This window comes from Microcoleus sp. AT9b-C3 (assembly GCF_036705485.1).
GTDB lineage: Bacteria > Cyanobacteriota > Cyanobacteriia > Cyanobacteriales > Microcoleaceae > Microcoleus.
Genome location: NZ_JAUBUR010000012.1, coordinates 120,715 through 135,346 on the forward strand (window position 1 = coordinate 120,715; position 14,632 = coordinate 135,346).

At 46.5% G+C, this 14,632-nt stretch carries 13 protein-coding genes, 1 tRNA gene, 1 pseudogene and 1 other annotated feature; of the genes and pseudogenes, 3 read left to right on the plus strand and 12 right to left on the minus strand.

Annotation, left to right across the window (positions count from 1 at the left end; translation table 11 throughout):
* Nucleotides 1-890, plus strand: a pseudogene (locus QUB77_RS13655) (CopG family transcriptional regulator); the annotation flags it as partial.
* Nucleotides 891-938: 48 nt separating this feature from the next.
* On the opposite strand, the gene QUB77_RS13660 reads toward QUB77_RS13655, so the two are convergent.
* Nucleotides 939-1,859 (minus strand): class I SAM-dependent methyltransferase, encoded by a 921-nt coding sequence (locus QUB77_RS13660; protein ID WP_333173619.1) that lies wholly within the window; start codon nucleotides 1,857-1,859, stop codon nucleotides 939-941.
* Nucleotides 1,860-2,106: 247 nt separating this feature from the next.
* Here QUB77_RS13660 and QUB77_RS13665 point away from each other — a divergent pair, with 247 nt between their 5' ends.
* Nucleotides 2,107-3,735: an FAD-dependent oxidoreductase gene (locus tag QUB77_RS13665; RefSeq protein WP_333173621.1), complete on the plus strand. Its 1,629-nt coding sequence runs from the start codon at nucleotides 2,107-2,109 to the stop codon at nucleotides 3,733-3,735.
* A 166-nt stretch (nucleotides 3,736-3,901) separates the two neighbouring features.
* On the opposite strand, the gene rplL is transcribed toward QUB77_RS13665, so the two are convergent.
* The 9 genes from rplL to rplS form a co-directional block, all read right to left on the minus strand.
* Nucleotides 3,902-4,291 (minus strand): 50S ribosomal protein L7/L12, encoded by a 390-nt coding sequence (rplL, locus tag QUB77_RS13670; protein ID WP_333173623.1) that lies wholly within the window; start codon nucleotides 4,289-4,291, stop codon nucleotides 3,902-3,904.
* 138 nt (nucleotides 4,292-4,429) lie between these two features.
* Nucleotides 4,430-5,026, minus strand: coding sequence for a 50S ribosomal protein L10 (rplJ, locus tag QUB77_RS13675; RefSeq protein ID WP_333173624.1), 597 nt, complete (start codon nucleotides 5,024-5,026; stop codon nucleotides 4,430-4,432).
* 29 nt (nucleotides 5,027-5,055) lie between these two features.
* Nucleotides 5,056-5,228, minus strand: a sequence feature (ribosomal protein L10 leader region).
* Between the two features lie 110 nt (nucleotides 5,229-5,338).
* On the minus strand, nucleotides 5,339-6,052 hold the full coding sequence (rplA, locus tag QUB77_RS13680) for a 50S ribosomal protein L1 (RefSeq protein ID WP_333173627.1): 714 nt from the start codon (nucleotides 6,050-6,052) through the stop codon (nucleotides 5,339-5,341).
* A 258-nt stretch (nucleotides 6,053-6,310) separates the two neighbouring features.
* Complete coding sequence (gene rplK / locus QUB77_RS13685; RefSeq protein ID WP_194061482.1) at nucleotides 6,311-6,736, minus strand: 50S ribosomal protein L11; 426 nt, start codon at nucleotides 6,734-6,736, stop codon at nucleotides 6,311-6,313.
* Nucleotides 6,737-6,739: 3 nt separating this feature from the next.
* The gene (gene nusG, locus QUB77_RS13690; protein WP_333173630.1) at nucleotides 6,740-7,378 is read right to left on the minus strand and encodes a transcription termination/antitermination protein NusG; all 639 of its coding nucleotides are present in this window, start codon (nucleotides 7,376-7,378) and stop codon (nucleotides 6,740-6,742) included.
* Nucleotides 7,375-7,608: a preprotein translocase subunit SecE gene (gene secE / locus QUB77_RS13695; protein WP_242721255.1), complete on the minus strand. Its 234-nt coding sequence runs from the start codon at nucleotides 7,606-7,608 to the stop codon at nucleotides 7,375-7,377. The genes nusG and secE overlap by 4 nt, the downstream gene beginning before the upstream one ends.
* Nucleotides 7,609-7,752: 144 nt before the next feature.
* A complete protein-coding gene (locus QUB77_RS13700; RefSeq protein ID WP_333173633.1) occupies nucleotides 7,753-7,962 on the minus strand; it encodes a hypothetical protein in 210 nt (69 codons plus the stop codon).
* Nucleotides 7,933-8,005, minus strand: a tRNA-Trp gene (locus QUB77_RS13705). Before QUB77_RS13705 ends, QUB77_RS13700 begins: the two co-directional genes overlap by 30 nt.
* A 134-nt stretch (nucleotides 8,006-8,139) precedes the next feature.
* Nucleotides 8,140-8,523: a 50S ribosomal protein L19 gene (gene rplS / locus QUB77_RS13710; protein ID WP_333173636.1), complete on the minus strand. Its 384-nt coding sequence runs from the start codon at nucleotides 8,521-8,523 to the stop codon at nucleotides 8,140-8,142.
* A gap of 67 nt (nucleotides 8,524-8,590) precedes the next feature.
* On the opposite strand from rplS, the gene QUB77_RS13715 reads away from it, so the two are divergent.
* Nucleotides 8,591-9,943 (plus strand): inorganic phosphate transporter, encoded by a 1,353-nt coding sequence (locus QUB77_RS13715; RefSeq protein ID WP_333173639.1) that lies wholly within the window; start codon nucleotides 8,591-8,593, stop codon nucleotides 9,941-9,943.
* Nucleotides 9,944-9,995: 52 nt separating this feature from the next.
* On the opposite strand, the gene QUB77_RS13720 is transcribed toward QUB77_RS13715, so the two are convergent.
* On the minus strand, nucleotides 9,996-10,232 hold the full coding sequence (locus QUB77_RS13720) for a hypothetical protein (protein ID WP_333173641.1): 237 nt from the start codon (nucleotides 10,230-10,232) through the stop codon (nucleotides 9,996-9,998).
* Between the two features lie 276 nt (nucleotides 10,233-10,508).
* Entirely contained in the window at nucleotides 10,509-14,615 is a 4,107-nt protein-coding gene (locus tag QUB77_RS13725; RefSeq protein ID WP_445251739.1) for a non-ribosomal peptide synthetase, read from the minus strand.
* Nucleotides 14,616-14,632 lie beyond the last annotated feature (17 nt).

Consider the following 14,632-nt stretch of genomic DNA (forward strand, 5'->3'; position numbering starts at 1 on the left):
TAGCGAAGTCAAGTTACGAAAGTTTACAGCAGCAGTTGAGTGAACGCGAAAGTTCGATCGCTTCTTTGCAGCAGCAAGTCGCTACTGAAAAGCAAAATCTCGAAAGCCAATTGCAGGAAACAGTAGCGAAGTCAAGTTACGAAAGTTTACAGCAGCAGTTGAGTGAACGCGAAAGTTCGATCGCTTCTTTGCAGCAGCAATTGGCCGAAAGAGAACACCGGGAACACGAGTTTCAGCAACAGCTAGGCGAAAAATCCAGTGCTCTGGAATCTTTGCAGCAGCAATTGGCCGAAAGAGAACACCGGGAACACGAGTTTCAGCAACAGCTAGGCGAAAAATCCAGTGCTCTGGAATCTTTGCAGCAGCAATTGGCCCAAAGAGAACACCGGGAACACGAGTTTCAGCAACAGCTAGGCGAAAAATCCAGTGCTCTGGAATCTTTGCAGCAGCAATTGGCCCAAAGAGAACACCGGGAACACGAGTTTCAGCAACAGCTAGGCGAAAAATCCAATGCTGTGGAATCTTTGCAGCAGCAACTAGCCGAAAAATCCAGTGCTCTGGAATCTTTGCAGCAGCAATTCGCCACCGAAAAGCAAAATCTCGAAAGCCAATTCCACGAAACCGTGTCGAAATCGAGTTACGAATCTTTGCAGCACGAGTTAGCAGAAAAGTCAAGTGCGATCGGCGAGTTCCAAGTTAAACTGACCAAGTTGCAATATCTGGAAAATGAATTGAGCCAGAGTGCCGCGATACAGCGAAATTACGACGCTTTGCAGCAACAGTCTCAAGAACAGCTAAGAACCATCAAAGCTTTACGGGAACAGCTAGCTCAAATGCAGGCTGTGGCTGGGATTGGCGAAGCTTATCTCAACAAGTGGCGGCGTCCCTGATTCTAAATCAGCAGAGAAATCGATCGTGCGATCGCGCGATCGATTTTTTCACGGTTTGTACAAATAAAAAGCAGCCTGATCGCCGTCATTATTTTTATTTAATTCCTCAGCTTTTACTTTAAATTCTTTAAGCTCAACAGCGGAAAAATTAGGAACTACTGCATCGCAGAAAAATTGTAACTCCCACGAGTCAAACACAATATCTTTTACTTGAAATCCCACCTCATTTGCTAGTAATTTCATACTTTTCTGACTGTGTAAAAACAAGTGAAGCGGAGCCGCAATTTGACTCCATTTGACACCATATTCTCGCCACGCATAAGTTGAGGTAACAGGAATTCTAATCAAAGCATACCGATCGTGTTTAAGCAACCGCCATATATTTTTTAGAACCTCTTTCGGTTGGAGCATATGCTCAAAAGAATGATGCAGCATAATCAAATCAAACTGATCTTCTAGTTCCGCTAGTTCTTTTTTTATAATCTTGACACCATTTTTATATAAAATATCACCTTCAATCAAAGGATCGAGTCCTGTAAGGTCAGAAAAAGTTTCTTCAGCTAGACGCAGCAGAAGATCTCCGGCACCGCACCCAACATCTAATATTTTCGATTCCAATGTCACATTGACCTTGCTCAGCCAGTCAAAATAATAAGGAACTCCGTATGTTTTTGATAAAACTTCTCCCAATAAGTTTTTGCTCCCCAGGCAATGTTGTGCTCTTTTACGCTTCATAAATTTTAAAAATCCCTTGTATTCTTTAACGTCAGTATTTTGGAAAGAGTAATAGTTAAATGAGTAATACTTTGACAAATCTTGAGGAACGTTAACTATTTGCAAGCAACCACATTCACTGCATTCAAGATACTCAAATTCGTTATTTAAGCCAGGAAATTCTTCTATTGCTCTGACCATATAAATGGTGTTATCTTGAGAAGTTGCGCAAATTTTACAAGTATTCAAACCCATGAGATTCCACCTTATTTGCTGAACTACACCTATAGACCTTTCAAGACTTATGGAGCCACGGTAACGCCACCTTCCCGGCTTTCGCTTTCGTGTAAAAGCGATGCGTAAGTGCCACTCTAGCTTAACCTTAATCTGGAATGTGCTTGGCAAGTCATTCTAGCTCAATCTCAAATATACTGGTTGAAGCCTGCCGCAGCTTTTTTGTGTAATATATAATAATATTAAGAAATATTACAAAAAATAAATTATGACAGGCGATCGCACCCCTTTAGGCAAATCCAATCCAGCAGACACTAAGGGCCGCGTCACAGTAATTGGAGGCGGCATCGGCGGGCTGACAGCAGCAGCCCTGCTAGCCCGCAGAGGATACAAAGTGCTAGTCTTAGACCAGGCGATCGTCCCCGGAGGATGCGCTTCCACCTTCAAACGCAAAGGCTTTACCTTCGATGTCGGCGCCACGCAGGTTGCAGGATTGGAACCCGGAGGCATTCACCACCGAATTTTCTCAGAATTAGACATAGAACTTCCCGCCGCCACACCCTGCGATCCCGCTTGTGCGGTGTTTTTGCCGGGAGAAACCGCACCGATTAGCGTGTGGCGAGATCCGCAAAAGTGGCAACAAGAAAGACAGCGGCAGTTTCCCGGAAGCGAACCTTTTTGGCAATTATTGTCTGCATTGTTCAAAGCTAGCTGGAAGTTTCAAGGGCGCGATCCAGTTTTACCGCCCAGAAACTTATGGGATTTTTGGCAATTAATTCAAGCTGTTCGCCCCGATACTTTAATTACTTTGCCTTTCACTTTTATGACAGTGGGAGATGCTTTGCGGCTTTGCGGGTTGGGAGACAATTTGCGCTTGAAAACTTTTTTGGATTTGCAGTTAAAATTATATTCTCAAGTCGATACCGAAGAAACGGCGCTACTTTACGCCGCTACGGCTTTAGGAGTTTCGCAAGAGCCACAGGGATTGTATCATCTACAAGGAAGTATGCAGGTGTTGAGCGATCGACTTGTAGAGGCGATCGAACGAGACGGCGGCAAAGTTTTGTTGCGGCACACAGTTGAAAGTATTGTCACTGCCAACGGCAAAGCCACCGGTACAGTGATTCGCAATCAAAAAACAGGCGAAGTTTGGACAGAAACTGCCGATCGCATTGTTGCCAACGTGACCGCGCAAAATCTAGTAAAATTGTTGTCAAGCGAGCCGATTCTCGGAAATTTAACAGATAATTTAACAGATAATTTATCCGTTAAATCAGAGACTGCAGAGACAACAAACAAACTCCCCAATCAAATGGCAGGCTACAAATATCGAGTCGATAAATTGCCGCCCGCATCCGGTGCTTTCGTAATATATTTGGGAGTGCATGAAAGCGCAATTCCAGAAAATTGTCCGCCGCACCTTCAGTTTCTCTACGATTACGACGGCGAGATTGGGGAGAATAATTCATTATTTGTTTCAGTCAGTCATCCGGGAGATGGCCGAGCACCGGAGGGAATGGCGACAATTATCGCTTCCTCATTTACTGATACTCGAAGGTGGTGGAATTCGGTTGATTATGAAGGATTGAAGGAAAAATATACCGCAGGGGCGATCGCGCGTTTGAGCGAATATTTCAATTTGACGCCAGAGTCGATCGTACACCAAGAAGCCGCCACACCCCGCACCTTTGCCCGCTACACAGCGAGAGATAGAGGCGTTGTCGGTGGCATTGGGCAGCGAATACCAACCTTCGGGCCCTTCGGATTTGCCAACCGCACACCAATTAAAAACTTGTGGTTAGTGGGCGACTCCACCCATCCCGGAGAAGGCACTGCCGGTGTTTCCTATTCTGCTTTAACAGTAGTGCGACAAATGGAGGCTACCTCTAAAATCTAAGAGGACACGGCAATGCCGTTTCCCTAGCACCAAAAATAATTAATCGCGCGAGAGATGTAACTATCGCGCGATTAAATTTAGGGAATAGTTAACAGTCAACAGTCAACAGTCAACAGTTAACCATCATTCCGGTGTCACCGGAATTGATATCAACTACATTCTCTGACTACTTGATAGAAATCTTTGCGCCCACAGCTTCAAGCTGTTTCTTCAATTCTTCAGCAGCTTCCTTAGCAATAGCTTCCTTAACTGGCTTCGGTGCGGCTTCTACCATGTCTTTCGCTTCCTTCAGACCCAGACCGGTAATTGCGCGGACTTCCTTCAGAATTGCGATTTTCTTGTCAGCAGGAACTTCTTCAAGAATCACGCTGAACTCAGTTTGTACTTCATCGGGTTCAGCAGCGGCAGCAGCAGGGCCGCCCATCATCATCATGCCGCCGACAGGAGCAGCAGCGCTGACGCCGAAAGCTTCTTCAATTTGCTTGACCAATTCAGAAGCTTCGAGCAAAGTCAGAGACTTAAGTTTTTCCAAGATTTCGTCAGTTGCAGTAGACATTCGTTAAACTCCTAGTTCGATTGTAGATTTGGGATTTGGGATTTGAGATTTGCTCATTCATCATTAGTTTTTCGTCTCCTGTCTTCTATCTATTGCTAAATACTAATGACTGAGGACTAATGACTAATTACTAATGACTTACACAGATGCGCTTTCTGCTTCTGCTTCTGGTTGCGCTTCTGCTTGTGCTTCTGCTGCTACTTCTGCTGAACCGCCGTCTTTTTCAGCATAAGCTTTAAGACCGCGAGCGATCGAAGTAGGAACTTGATTGATACCCACAGCCAACTTGGTTGCGACACCGTTGATAGCGCCAGCAATTTGAGCCATGAGTTGTTCTTTCGACGGCAGATCAGCTAATGCTTTAACATCAGCTTCTTTCAGTACCCGTCCTTCCATTACGCCGCCGCGAAGTTCTGTCTTCTTAGAGACTTTTTGGAATTCTTGGTAAGCTTTAATCGCGCCGCCAATATCTTCTTGCACGAACAGAAACGCCGACGTACCTGTCAGCAATTCTTGTATCGGCTGCCAGGTTTCGTTGCCTTCAACAGCAATTCGCATCAGCGTGTTTTTTGCCACTTGGCAACTGCTTCCTTTCGGACGCAAACGCCGACGCAAATCTGTAATTTCAGCAACACTTAAGCCCCTGTAGTCGATCGCGATTACCAGTTGAGATTCGCTCAAGGTTTGCTTGAGGTCTGCAATAATCTCATTTTTTACTGCTAAACTTTTGCCCATACTTATTTCACCTCCTTTTAGGATCGAAAACTGCCCACCAAAAACCCCGACCTTATAGCCGGGGCAGAGAATTAAAAATTAACAAGTCAGAATTAAAAATAGAAAATTTCTAATCTTTGAGTCTTGAGTTTTTATTTCTTCAGCCTCGGCAGGAAATTAAGCGGTCGGCACCTGCGGTCTTCAGCTTATTGATTTTTGATTAGGCTATCACCAGAAGGCAGACATTAGCAGAGGTCTGGAGTAAGTCTTGTGAGAGATTTACACAGACAGCCGAAGCTGTCTTTTACCTTCTGCGTTCTGCTTTATTCTGTACTAGGCAGCGTCAATTTTCGTATCGCGCAGGGCACTGATATCGACTTCGATCGACGGGCCCATTGTTGCGGATACGTACAAACTGCGCCAGTAGCGGCCTTTAGCACCAGAAGGACGGTTGCGGTCAACAGTTTCTTGCAAAGCATGAAGGTTGACGAGCAAATCTTCCGCTGAGAAAGCTGCCTTGCCAAACATAACATGAACGATGCCAGTTCGATCGGCACGGAATTCTAGTTTACCACCTTTAAACTCGTTGATCGCCTGAGCAATGTCAGTCGTCACCGTGCCACCTTTCGGAGAAGGCATCAAACCGCGCGGGCCCAACAACCGGCCCAATTTTGCCACCAACGGCATCACGTCTGGGGTAGCAATCAGGCAATCGAAGTCCATCATGCCCTTCTGAATTTCATCGATCAACTCTTCAGAACCCGCAATATCAGCGCCGGCATTCAAAGCTTCTTTAACTTTTTCGCCCTTAGCAATCACCGCAACTCTGACTACTTGACCAGTTCCTTTTGGCAGCGATACAGTTGTCCGCAACTGTTGGTCAGTATATTTCGGGTCAATTCCCAAACGGATGTGAGCTTCAGCAGCTTCGCCAAACTTAGCGGTTGCTGTTTCTTTCAAAAGTTGCAGAGCTTCCAGCGGTAGATAAGGTCTGTCTTCAACTTTCTTTTGAAGTTCTTGCAGTCTTCGCGATACTTTCTTTGCCATTGTTATCTCCTGGGGTCAGTCGATTTTAGATTTTGGATTTTAGATTTTAGATTGAACTGTTTAGCTCATTCGTAATCTCAAACATTTGCGATTCCTAGCGAAGCTTTGCTTCTCCCCCTGAATCGCTCGATTTTGGATTTTGGATTTGGGATTTTAGATTGAAGATTTTACATTCACAATCAGGAATTTTGGATTAGCAATTTGGAACTTGGACTAGGAAAAATCTTCCTTCTTCCTTCTTCCTTCTTCCTTCTTCCTTCAATCGGCGATCGCCACGCCCATATTTTTAGCCGTTCCTGCCACAATTTTCATAGCAGCCTCAACATCATTAGCATTGAGGTCAGGCATTTTCGTTTCAGCGATTTCTCGTAACTGAGCCTGTGTAATTTTCCCTACTTGCTTGCGGTTAGGTTCTCCCGAACCCTTAGCAATGCCAGCCGCTTTTTGAATCAAAACCGACGCCGGCGGGGTTTTGAGAATAAACGTAAAACTGCGGTCTTCAAAAACCGAAATTTCTACCGGAACCACCAGACCCGCTTGGTCTGCGGTTCTAGCATTGTACTCCTTGCAAAACATCATAATATTGACGCCGTGCTGACCCAGGGCTGGGCCGATCGGAGGAGCTGGGTTGGCTTTTCCCGCCGTAATCGCCAACTTAATTACTGCAACAACTTTCTTTGCCATTAGTTAGTTCTGTTTCTGAACCTGATTGAACTCCAATTCTACAGGCGTATCGCGCCCAAAAATCGAGAGTAAAACTTTGAGCTTATTTCGTTCCGGGCTAACTTCAATCACATCACCTTCAAAATCCTTAAATGGCCCGGAAAGTACCACAACGTGGTCTCCAGTAGACATCGATATTTTGACAACTGGTTCTGATTCCTGAGCGTTTCTAAAGATCCGTTCTACTTCCGAATGACTCAGAGGTAGCGGTTTGACGTGACCCCTGCCGCGCCCGTAGCGGCGTTTCTGCTCTGCCCCGACAAAATTAATTACATTCGGGGTATTCTTGATCACCTGCCACGTATCCTCGTCCATAAACATACGGATGAGTACGTAGCCGGGAAAGATTTTTTCATCTGACTGCCGCCTGGAACCGTCTTTGCCGACTTTGATTGCCGGAGTTTGCGGAATTTCTACTTGAACGATGCGATCGGCAACATCCAAAGTTTGAATCCGCTGCTGCAAGTTTGCCTTCACCCGCTTTTCGCAGCCAGAGGCGACTTGAACAGCATACCAGCGAGCATCAATCTCCGGCACATCTGGCGATGCTGCCTGTCCCGTCGCTTCTGTGGAATACTCAGATTCTTCTGATGCAAAAGTCATGGCCCAAACACCTTTCCCGCGCCCCAGTTAAAGAAGTTATCCACCAAATAGATCAGGCTTGCTGAGAGGATTACCATCAAAAGCACGGCCAAAGACTCGCTGATTAGCTGCTGCCTGCTAGGCCAAACCACTTTGTCGAGTTCTTCTCTAGTTTCCTTAAAAAAACCCGCAGGGTTAAACCCAGACGCCGTTATTTCTTGAGTTTCTTGAGCTTCGTCTTTTTTCGCCACGATTTAATCCCCCTTGCGATTTTAGATTTTAGATTTTAGATAGTGTGAATGGCCCGCGATTCTCAGATTTTTTGACACTAACCACTTACGCTCAAGTCCAAAATCTCAAATCCAAAGCCACGACTTTTTTACAAGCCCAACCAATCAACGGCGTAAATGCCGATCGCCGAAACCGATGATCGAGAAGCCACACCGAGCATTTGTTGATGGCATTTTTTGCGAACCGCCCACAAAAACTAATTCTACCCGAAAGTTTTGGGTTTTGACTGTTGCCAGCCAATAATCCGGGCGCTTTCGGGCAGAATTTAAAGTTTGGTGATTCAGCGCGCCCTGGAGGACTTGAACCCCCGACATCAGGTTTTGGAGACCTGCGTTCTACCAACTGAACTAAGAGCGCACAGGTGAGGTTTCCGAAATTCGCTTAACCTCTAGATTTCTATTTTAACACAGTGCGCTCCTAAATGGGAAACTTTTTTTTGATTTTTTTCAATTTCCCATAAACCATGAACCAAGGGGAAGCTGGGTGCATTCCTACAGGGAGCGATCGAACCGCTGTTTGACACGAGTAGCTTTGCCCACCCGATCGCGCAGGTAGTAAAGTTTTGCTCTGCGGACTTTCCCGCGGCGCATCACTTGGATCGAGGCGATGCGGGGCGAGTGAATCAAAAACACCCGTTCCACTCCGACGCCCTGAAACACGCGACGGACGGTGATTGTTTCATTAATCCCGCCGTTACGCATGGCAATCACAGTCCCTTCGTAGGGCTGAACCCGTTCTTTGTTACCCTCTTTAATTTTCACGCCGACTCGCACTGTGTCGCCCACGTAAATTTCGGGAACTTGTTTATTGAGTTCTTGCTTGACTCTATTTATTTCTTCCGTTTCGATAGAACGGATTATTTCTGCGCCTTTCATCGGATTTACCAAAACTCACAATCCCTTATCATATATCGAAATGCCCGTTTTATGTCAAAAAATTTCTATGTTAGATACCTCTGGGGTCGTATTTCTGCAACTAGGGGCAATGGCCGCACTCGCCTTCTACGTCGCCGCCAACTTGGGGGCCAACGATGTCGCTAACTCGATGGGGACATCCGTAGGCTCGAAAGCGCTAACGCTGCGGCAGGCAATAATTGTTGCAGGCATACTGGAGTTTTCCGGCGCAGTGCTGTTTGGCCAAGGAGTTTCCGAAACTTTGGCAACAGGAGTTGTGAATGCACAAGTGTTCGCTGACAAACCGCAAGTATTTTTAATCGGGATGGTGTCAGTGCTCATAGCTTGCGGGATATGGCTGCAAATCGCTACCAGTCGAGGTTTGCCAGTTTCTTCATCCCATGCAGTGGTGGGCGCGATCGCGGGTTTTAGCTGTGTTGCAGCCGGAATTAATGCAGTTGATTGGCGAACCATCGGCACCATCTCCCTAACTTGGCTGGCGACACCTGTTGCCAGCGGTGCTTTAGCCGCACTATTTTACAGTGTGGTGAAATATTCGATTCTCGATCGGCCAGATCCTCTATCTCAAATGCGCGAGTGGATACCTTGGCTGAGTGCAGCAATGCTGAGCGTATTTGGCATCATTGTACTGCCGTCTGTGGTGGATGTTGCTTTGGTGCAGACAGGGGCGATCGACTTCGCGCGCGATCGATTTGGCTGGAACCTGCCAATTCACGATATTGTCATTGGCATCGCGGCAATAGCTGCGATCGGCCTGACACTCAATAGCTGGAAAAAATTAGAATCAGTTGAAAACCCAGAAGGCAGAGAGGAGAAGACAGAAGGAATAAGTACAAACTCCTCCCCCACTCCGACACTCCGTCACTCTCTCATCGAGCAACAAATGGCGAGATTTCAAGTCTTGAGCGCCTGTTTTGTAGCATTTTCCCACGGTTCCAACGACGTAGGAAATGCAGTTGCTCCCCTAGCTGCGATCGCCTACATCCGGCGCACAGGTTCCTTTCCCTCAGAAGATTTCAGCGTTCCCCTGTGGATTTTAGTCGTCGGAGGCGCAGGAATAGTCATCGGTTTAACCATCTGGGGCAAAAATGTAATTGCCACAGTCGGCGAAAAGATCATCGAACTCCAACCAAGCGGCGGATTTTGCGCGGAATTAGCCACAGCCACCACAGTCTTGCTAGCATCTCGCTTCGGTTTGCCAGTTTCCACATCCCACGCTTTAGTCGGTGCAGTCGTCGGAGTCGGGCTGATCAAAGCTTGGAAAACAGTACGCTTGCAAACTTTGCTGTCAATTGGTTCGGCTTGGGTGGTGACAATTCCGATCGCAGCAGGTTTGGGTGCTATCATCTTCAGCATCGCGCAATCCATTGGGCAATTTTAGATTTTAGATTTTAGATTGAGGCATTTCAGAACAGTCAACAGTCAACTGTTAACTAATCCTTCTGATTGCCTCGGTTGGGATAAACTCTCGAAGGCAAAAGTTTCCAACCCGCAGCATCCGCACCCCAGTTGCGAAAAATCTTCACAGACGCGAAAATGTTAGCGAAACGCCAATTATAGCAACGCTTCCAGTCAGGAGGCCACTGGGCGGTTTCGTCGGCTGCTTGCAAAGCTCGGACTTCAGCTTCGAGTGCTGCGGCGTGGCGCTGCATGATAATTTCAAGTTGCAAAAAGTGTTCTTCGGGCGATCGCAATTTTTTTACATCCTAACTACAAGGGTGATAAGCTGTTCTGCATTTAAATTGTATGTTAAAGAACAATCAAACTCTTGTGGGGTGGGCGTCTCGCCCGCCCTGAATATACAATTTAAATGCGCGACAGCTTAGACATCTCCAGAAAAGCAAGCTTTGAACAGGCAAGATGCCTGTTCCACAAGAATTATTAGAGATGTCTAATAGTAATTTCCCACATCAAACCCGGTTTCGACGCACAAGCCAAACGGCCGCTCAATCACTTAATTCCTTCTCCAAGCAATGCTTTAGCTGTTGAGCCAGCACCTCGACGCAGGGTTTTCTCAGCATAGTAAGATGATTCCCAGGAACTCTAATCACCTCTACTTTTTGGGTCGTTAATTCACTCCAGCCAAGAGTCGTATCTTGATTACTCATGCTTAGCTGTTCCCTCGATCTAAACAGAGTAATTCGCTGCGGATAAATTTTCGGTACATAGCTGAGAGTTGCTTGACTGTTAGCCTGAAATACAGTAAACATTGAGGGGATTGCCAGCTCGCGCCAGCTCCGTTCTTTTGACTCCTGAGATAGGATGCTAACCATAACGGCCTGTTTCCAATTCCAGCGATGCAAAAAATTAGCTGCCAAATTAAGCATCTTATTTAATTTCGGAAATTTTGCTGCAATACCGCCACTTTGAACATTTTCTGCAGCAGCCACCAAGCGAAAATAATCTACTACAAAAGGCCAGATAGAGCGCGAAACAGTAGTCAGAATAAACTTGCAACCGTCCCAAAAAGAAGGTTTGTTAGCAGAAACCGGCGCTAAAGTATCCAGCACAGCAAGTAAAGCCACTTCATCCCCCGCTGCGAGCAACTGTTGAGCCATCTCAAAAGCAACCAAACCTCCAAAAGACCAGCCTCCTAAAAAATAAGGCCCTTTTGGTTGAACGGTACGCAAGGCTGCGATGTAATCAGCCGCCATGTCTTCAATGCTAGTTAACGGAGAACTTTCGCCGTCAATCCCCTTTGGTTGCAGCCCATAAAACGGTTGATTTTCTCCTAGCCCAAAGGCTAACTCGCAATAAGGAAAAACGACGCCAAAGATGGGATGGACGCAGAAGAACGGGGGATTTTTACCGCGAGACTTAATTGCAACTAAAGGCGACCATTCCAGAGAATTTGTTTCTGAAGATAGCGAATCTGCTAAACCTTCAATTGTCGGATTTAAAAAAAGAGCAGACAGCGGCAACTCGCGCTCAAATTGCTGGTTAATCTCATTGATGAGGCGGATTGCCAGCAGGGAATCTCCACCCAAATCGAAGAAGTTATCGCGAATGCCAACGCACTCTGCGTTGAGGATTGTGGCCCAAATTTGGGCGAGGGTTGACTCGGTTGGTGTGCGAGGTGCAATGCAGCTTTTATCTATTGGATTGCTAGCTAGAGTTCCCGGTGCAGGTAGGCGCAGGCGGTCAATTTTGCCATTGGGAGTTAGGGGCAGAAAATCCATCGCCACAAAAGCATTGGGAATCATGTAATTGGGCAGTTGTTGTTTGAGGAAATTGCGTATTTCCCCGGGATTAAGCGTCTGATTTTGGTTGGGGACGACATAAGCAACTAGGCGTTTGTTGCCCGACAAATCATCCACAGCAACCGCCGCTGTTTCTTTGACTGCTGGATGCTGAACCAGCAGCGCTTCAATTTCTCCCAATTCTATGCGATAACCGCGAATTTTTACCTGTTCGTCAGTGCGGCCTAAAAACTCAATATTGCCGTCGGGAAAATAGCGAGCTAAGTCACCAGTTTTATAAATTTGTTCTCCTGCTTTCTGGCTAAAGGGATTAGCAATAAATCGCTGGGCGGTTAATTCGGGGCGGTTCAGGTAGCCTCGCGCCAATCCGCTGCCGCCGATGTACAATTCACCGGCAATTCCAACGGGTACAGGCTGTAAATTTTTATCTAAAATATAGAGTTGAGTGTTAGCTATTGGGCGGCCGATGGGCGGTTTTTTGCGTGAAGCGAAGCTATCCCGCAGGGAATCGCCAATTTCGGCACAACTTGACCAGACTGTCGCTTCTGTTGGGCCGTAAGCGTTAAAAAATCTGCGCCTGGAAGCCCAGCGTTTAACAATATCCGGGGAACAGGATTCGCCAGCACAGATGATTGTTTGCAGTGCGGGAAGTTCGGCGTTTGGAAGGACAGCTAGCAGCGAGGGCGGGAGGGTAGCGTGGGTAATAGCATTGTCCTGCAAAAATTGGATTAATGTTTGTCCGGGCAACAAAGATTCTTTCTTGGCACAGTAAAGTGTTGCTCCGGTTCCTAATGCCATGACAATTTCAAATATTGAGGCATCAAAACTCAGGGAGGCGAATTGCAAAATGCGGTGATTTGAGTTTAAGTTAAAAGCTTCTATTTGAGCTAGGGCTAAGTTGTAGAGTCCCCGATGTTCGATTAAAACGCCTTTCGGTTTTCCGGTTGAACCAGATGTGTAAATGACGTAGGCTAGGTTTTCTGGTAGGATATTTGTAGTTGGGTTTTCTGGGCTTTGTCGGGCGATAATTTCTCTGTAGGAGTCCAAACTCACTACTGAAAAAACTCCGTAATTTTCCGGCTGCGTCAAGTTTTTTGCTAAGTGCTGCTGAGTTACCAAAATCGACACCTGAGCATCTTCTAACATGAAGTTAAGCCGCTCTTGAGGATAAGTTGGATCTAAAGGCAGGTAGGCTGCGCCTGCTTTGATAATGCCTAGCAATCCGACGATCGCCTCTAAGGAACGTTCTACACAAAGGCCGACTAAAACTTCTGGTGCTGCGCCCAATTGCTGCAAGTAACGTGCAAGTTGGTTGGCTCGGCTGTTGAGTTGGCGGTAGGTTAACTGCTGGTTTTCAAAGACGGCGGCGACAGCATCGGGCGCGAGCGCGACTCGCTCTTCAAATAGCTGATGGAAACACTGGTTTTGCGGATAATCTCTCTGAGTGTCATTCCAATCGATTAATAATTGCTGGTATTCTGGCGCTGTCAGCAAAGCCAAGTCGCTGAGGTGCTGTTTGGGATTGGCAACAATGGCTTCGAGCAGCGTTTGGAAATGTCCCGCCATGCGCGCAATTGTGCCGCTATCAAATAAGTCTGTGCTGTAGACAAATTGCCCTTGAATACTTCCTGCATTTTCCCACAAGTGGCACTCTAAATCGAGCTTGGCGGTTCCGGCGTCAAAGTCGATCGCCTCTCCAGCGATTCCCGGCAATTCTAGCGCTGCTACAGGAGTGTTTTGCAGGCTGAAACTAACTTGAAATAGGGGGTTGCGGCTCAACTCGCGATCGGGGTGCATTTCCTCAACCAACTTCTCGAAGGGCAAATCTTGGTGAGCGTAGGCTGCCATTGCGACGTTTTTTACCCGATGCAATAGTTCCCGAAAAGTTGGGTTTCCTGATAAATCTGTACGCAGCACCAAACTGTTGACAAAAAAACCGATTAATGCTTCTATTTCGCTCAGGTTGCGATTGGCGATCGGCGTTCCTACTGCTATATCTACTTGTCCTGTATAGCGGTACAGCAAAGTTTGAAAAGCGGCTAATAAAGTGATAAATAAAGTCGCGCTTTCTTGCTGGCTAAATGACTTTAGCGCCTCGCTCAAAGCAGGTGATAGCATTATAAATTGTTTGGCACCCCGGTAGGATGGAACGGCTGGTCTTTGCCTGTCTGTTGGTAGATTGAGTGCGGTAATTCCGTTTAACTGCTGCCGCCAATAAGCTAACTGCGTTTCTAATACTTCGCCCTGCAACCATTGGTGCTGCCATTCTGCAAAGTCGGCGTACTGCACGGGCAGTGCTGGTAAGTGCGAGATCCCATTTTTTACAAATGCTGTGTAGAGGGTTCCCAGCTCTCGAATTAGCACTCCAATCGACCAACCATCAGCCACAATATGATGTAAATTCAGCAACAATATATGTTCTGTTTCACTGAGTTGTAACAGCGTTACTTTAAATAACGGCCCGGCGGCTAAATCGAAAGGGCATTGCGCTGCATCGGTTGCAAGTTGCAGCGCTGCGGTTTCCTGTTGATTTGGCGAAAGATTTTGTAAGTCGATTGTGGGGATAGATACGGTTAAAATAGGAGCAATAACTTGTACGAGTTCCCCTTCCAAAAGCGTAAAAGTAGTGCGTAAAGTTTCATGCCGCTGCACAATTTCATTGAAGGTTTGCTCTAAAGAGCTTAAGTTGAGCGAACCAGTTAAGCGGAGCGCTGTTGAAACATTATAGAAAGGATTACCCGGTGCTAATTGATTGAGGAACCAAAGCCGCTGCTGAGCAAACGATGCGGGAAATACAAAAACTTCGGTTTCTTGCTGCATATTTATCGAAATTGCATCCTGTTCCACAGCCATCCTTTTCATTTACTTTC

Excerpts from the sequence above, each read along its gene's own strand:
- QUB77_RS13660 (WP_333173619.1), bottom strand. The coding sequence starts at position 1,859 with ATGGGTTTGAATACTTGTAAAATTTGCGCAACTTCTCAAGATAACACC.
- QUB77_RS13665 (WP_333173621.1), top strand. The coding sequence starts at position 2,107 with ATGACAGGCGATCGCACCCCTTTAGGCAAATCCAATCCAGCAGACACT.
- rplL (WP_333173623.1), bottom strand. The coding sequence starts at position 4,291 with ATGTCTACTGCAACTGACGAAATCTTGGAAAAACTTAAGTCTCTGACT.
- rplJ (WP_333173624.1), bottom strand. The coding sequence starts at position 5,026 with ATGGGCAAAAGTTTAGCAGTAAAAAATGAGATTATTGCAGACCTCAAG.
- rplA (WP_333173627.1), bottom strand. The coding sequence starts at position 6,052 with ATGGCAAAGAAAGTATCGCGAAGACTGCAAGAACTTCAAAAGAAAGTT.
- rplK (WP_194061482.1), bottom strand. The coding sequence starts at position 6,736 with ATGGCAAAGAAAGTTGTTGCAGTAATTAAGTTGGCGATTACGGCGGGA.
- nusG (WP_333173630.1), bottom strand. The coding sequence starts at position 7,378 with ATGACTTTTGCATCAGAAGAATCTGAGTATTCCACAGAAGCGACGGGA.
- QUB77_RS13700 (WP_333173633.1), bottom strand. The coding sequence starts at position 7,962 with ATGTCGGGGGTTCAAGTCCTCCAGGGCGCGCTGAATCACCAAACTTTA.
- rplS (WP_333173636.1), bottom strand. The coding sequence starts at position 8,523 with ATGAAAGGCGCAGAAATAATCCGTTCTATCGAAACGGAAGAAATAAAT.
- QUB77_RS13715 (WP_333173639.1), top strand. The coding sequence starts at position 8,591 with ATGTTAGATACCTCTGGGGTCGTATTTCTGCAACTAGGGGCAATGGCC.
- QUB77_RS13725 (WP_445251739.1), bottom strand. The coding sequence starts at position 14,615 with ATGGCTGTGGAACAGGATGCAATTTCGATAAATATGCAGCAAGAAACC.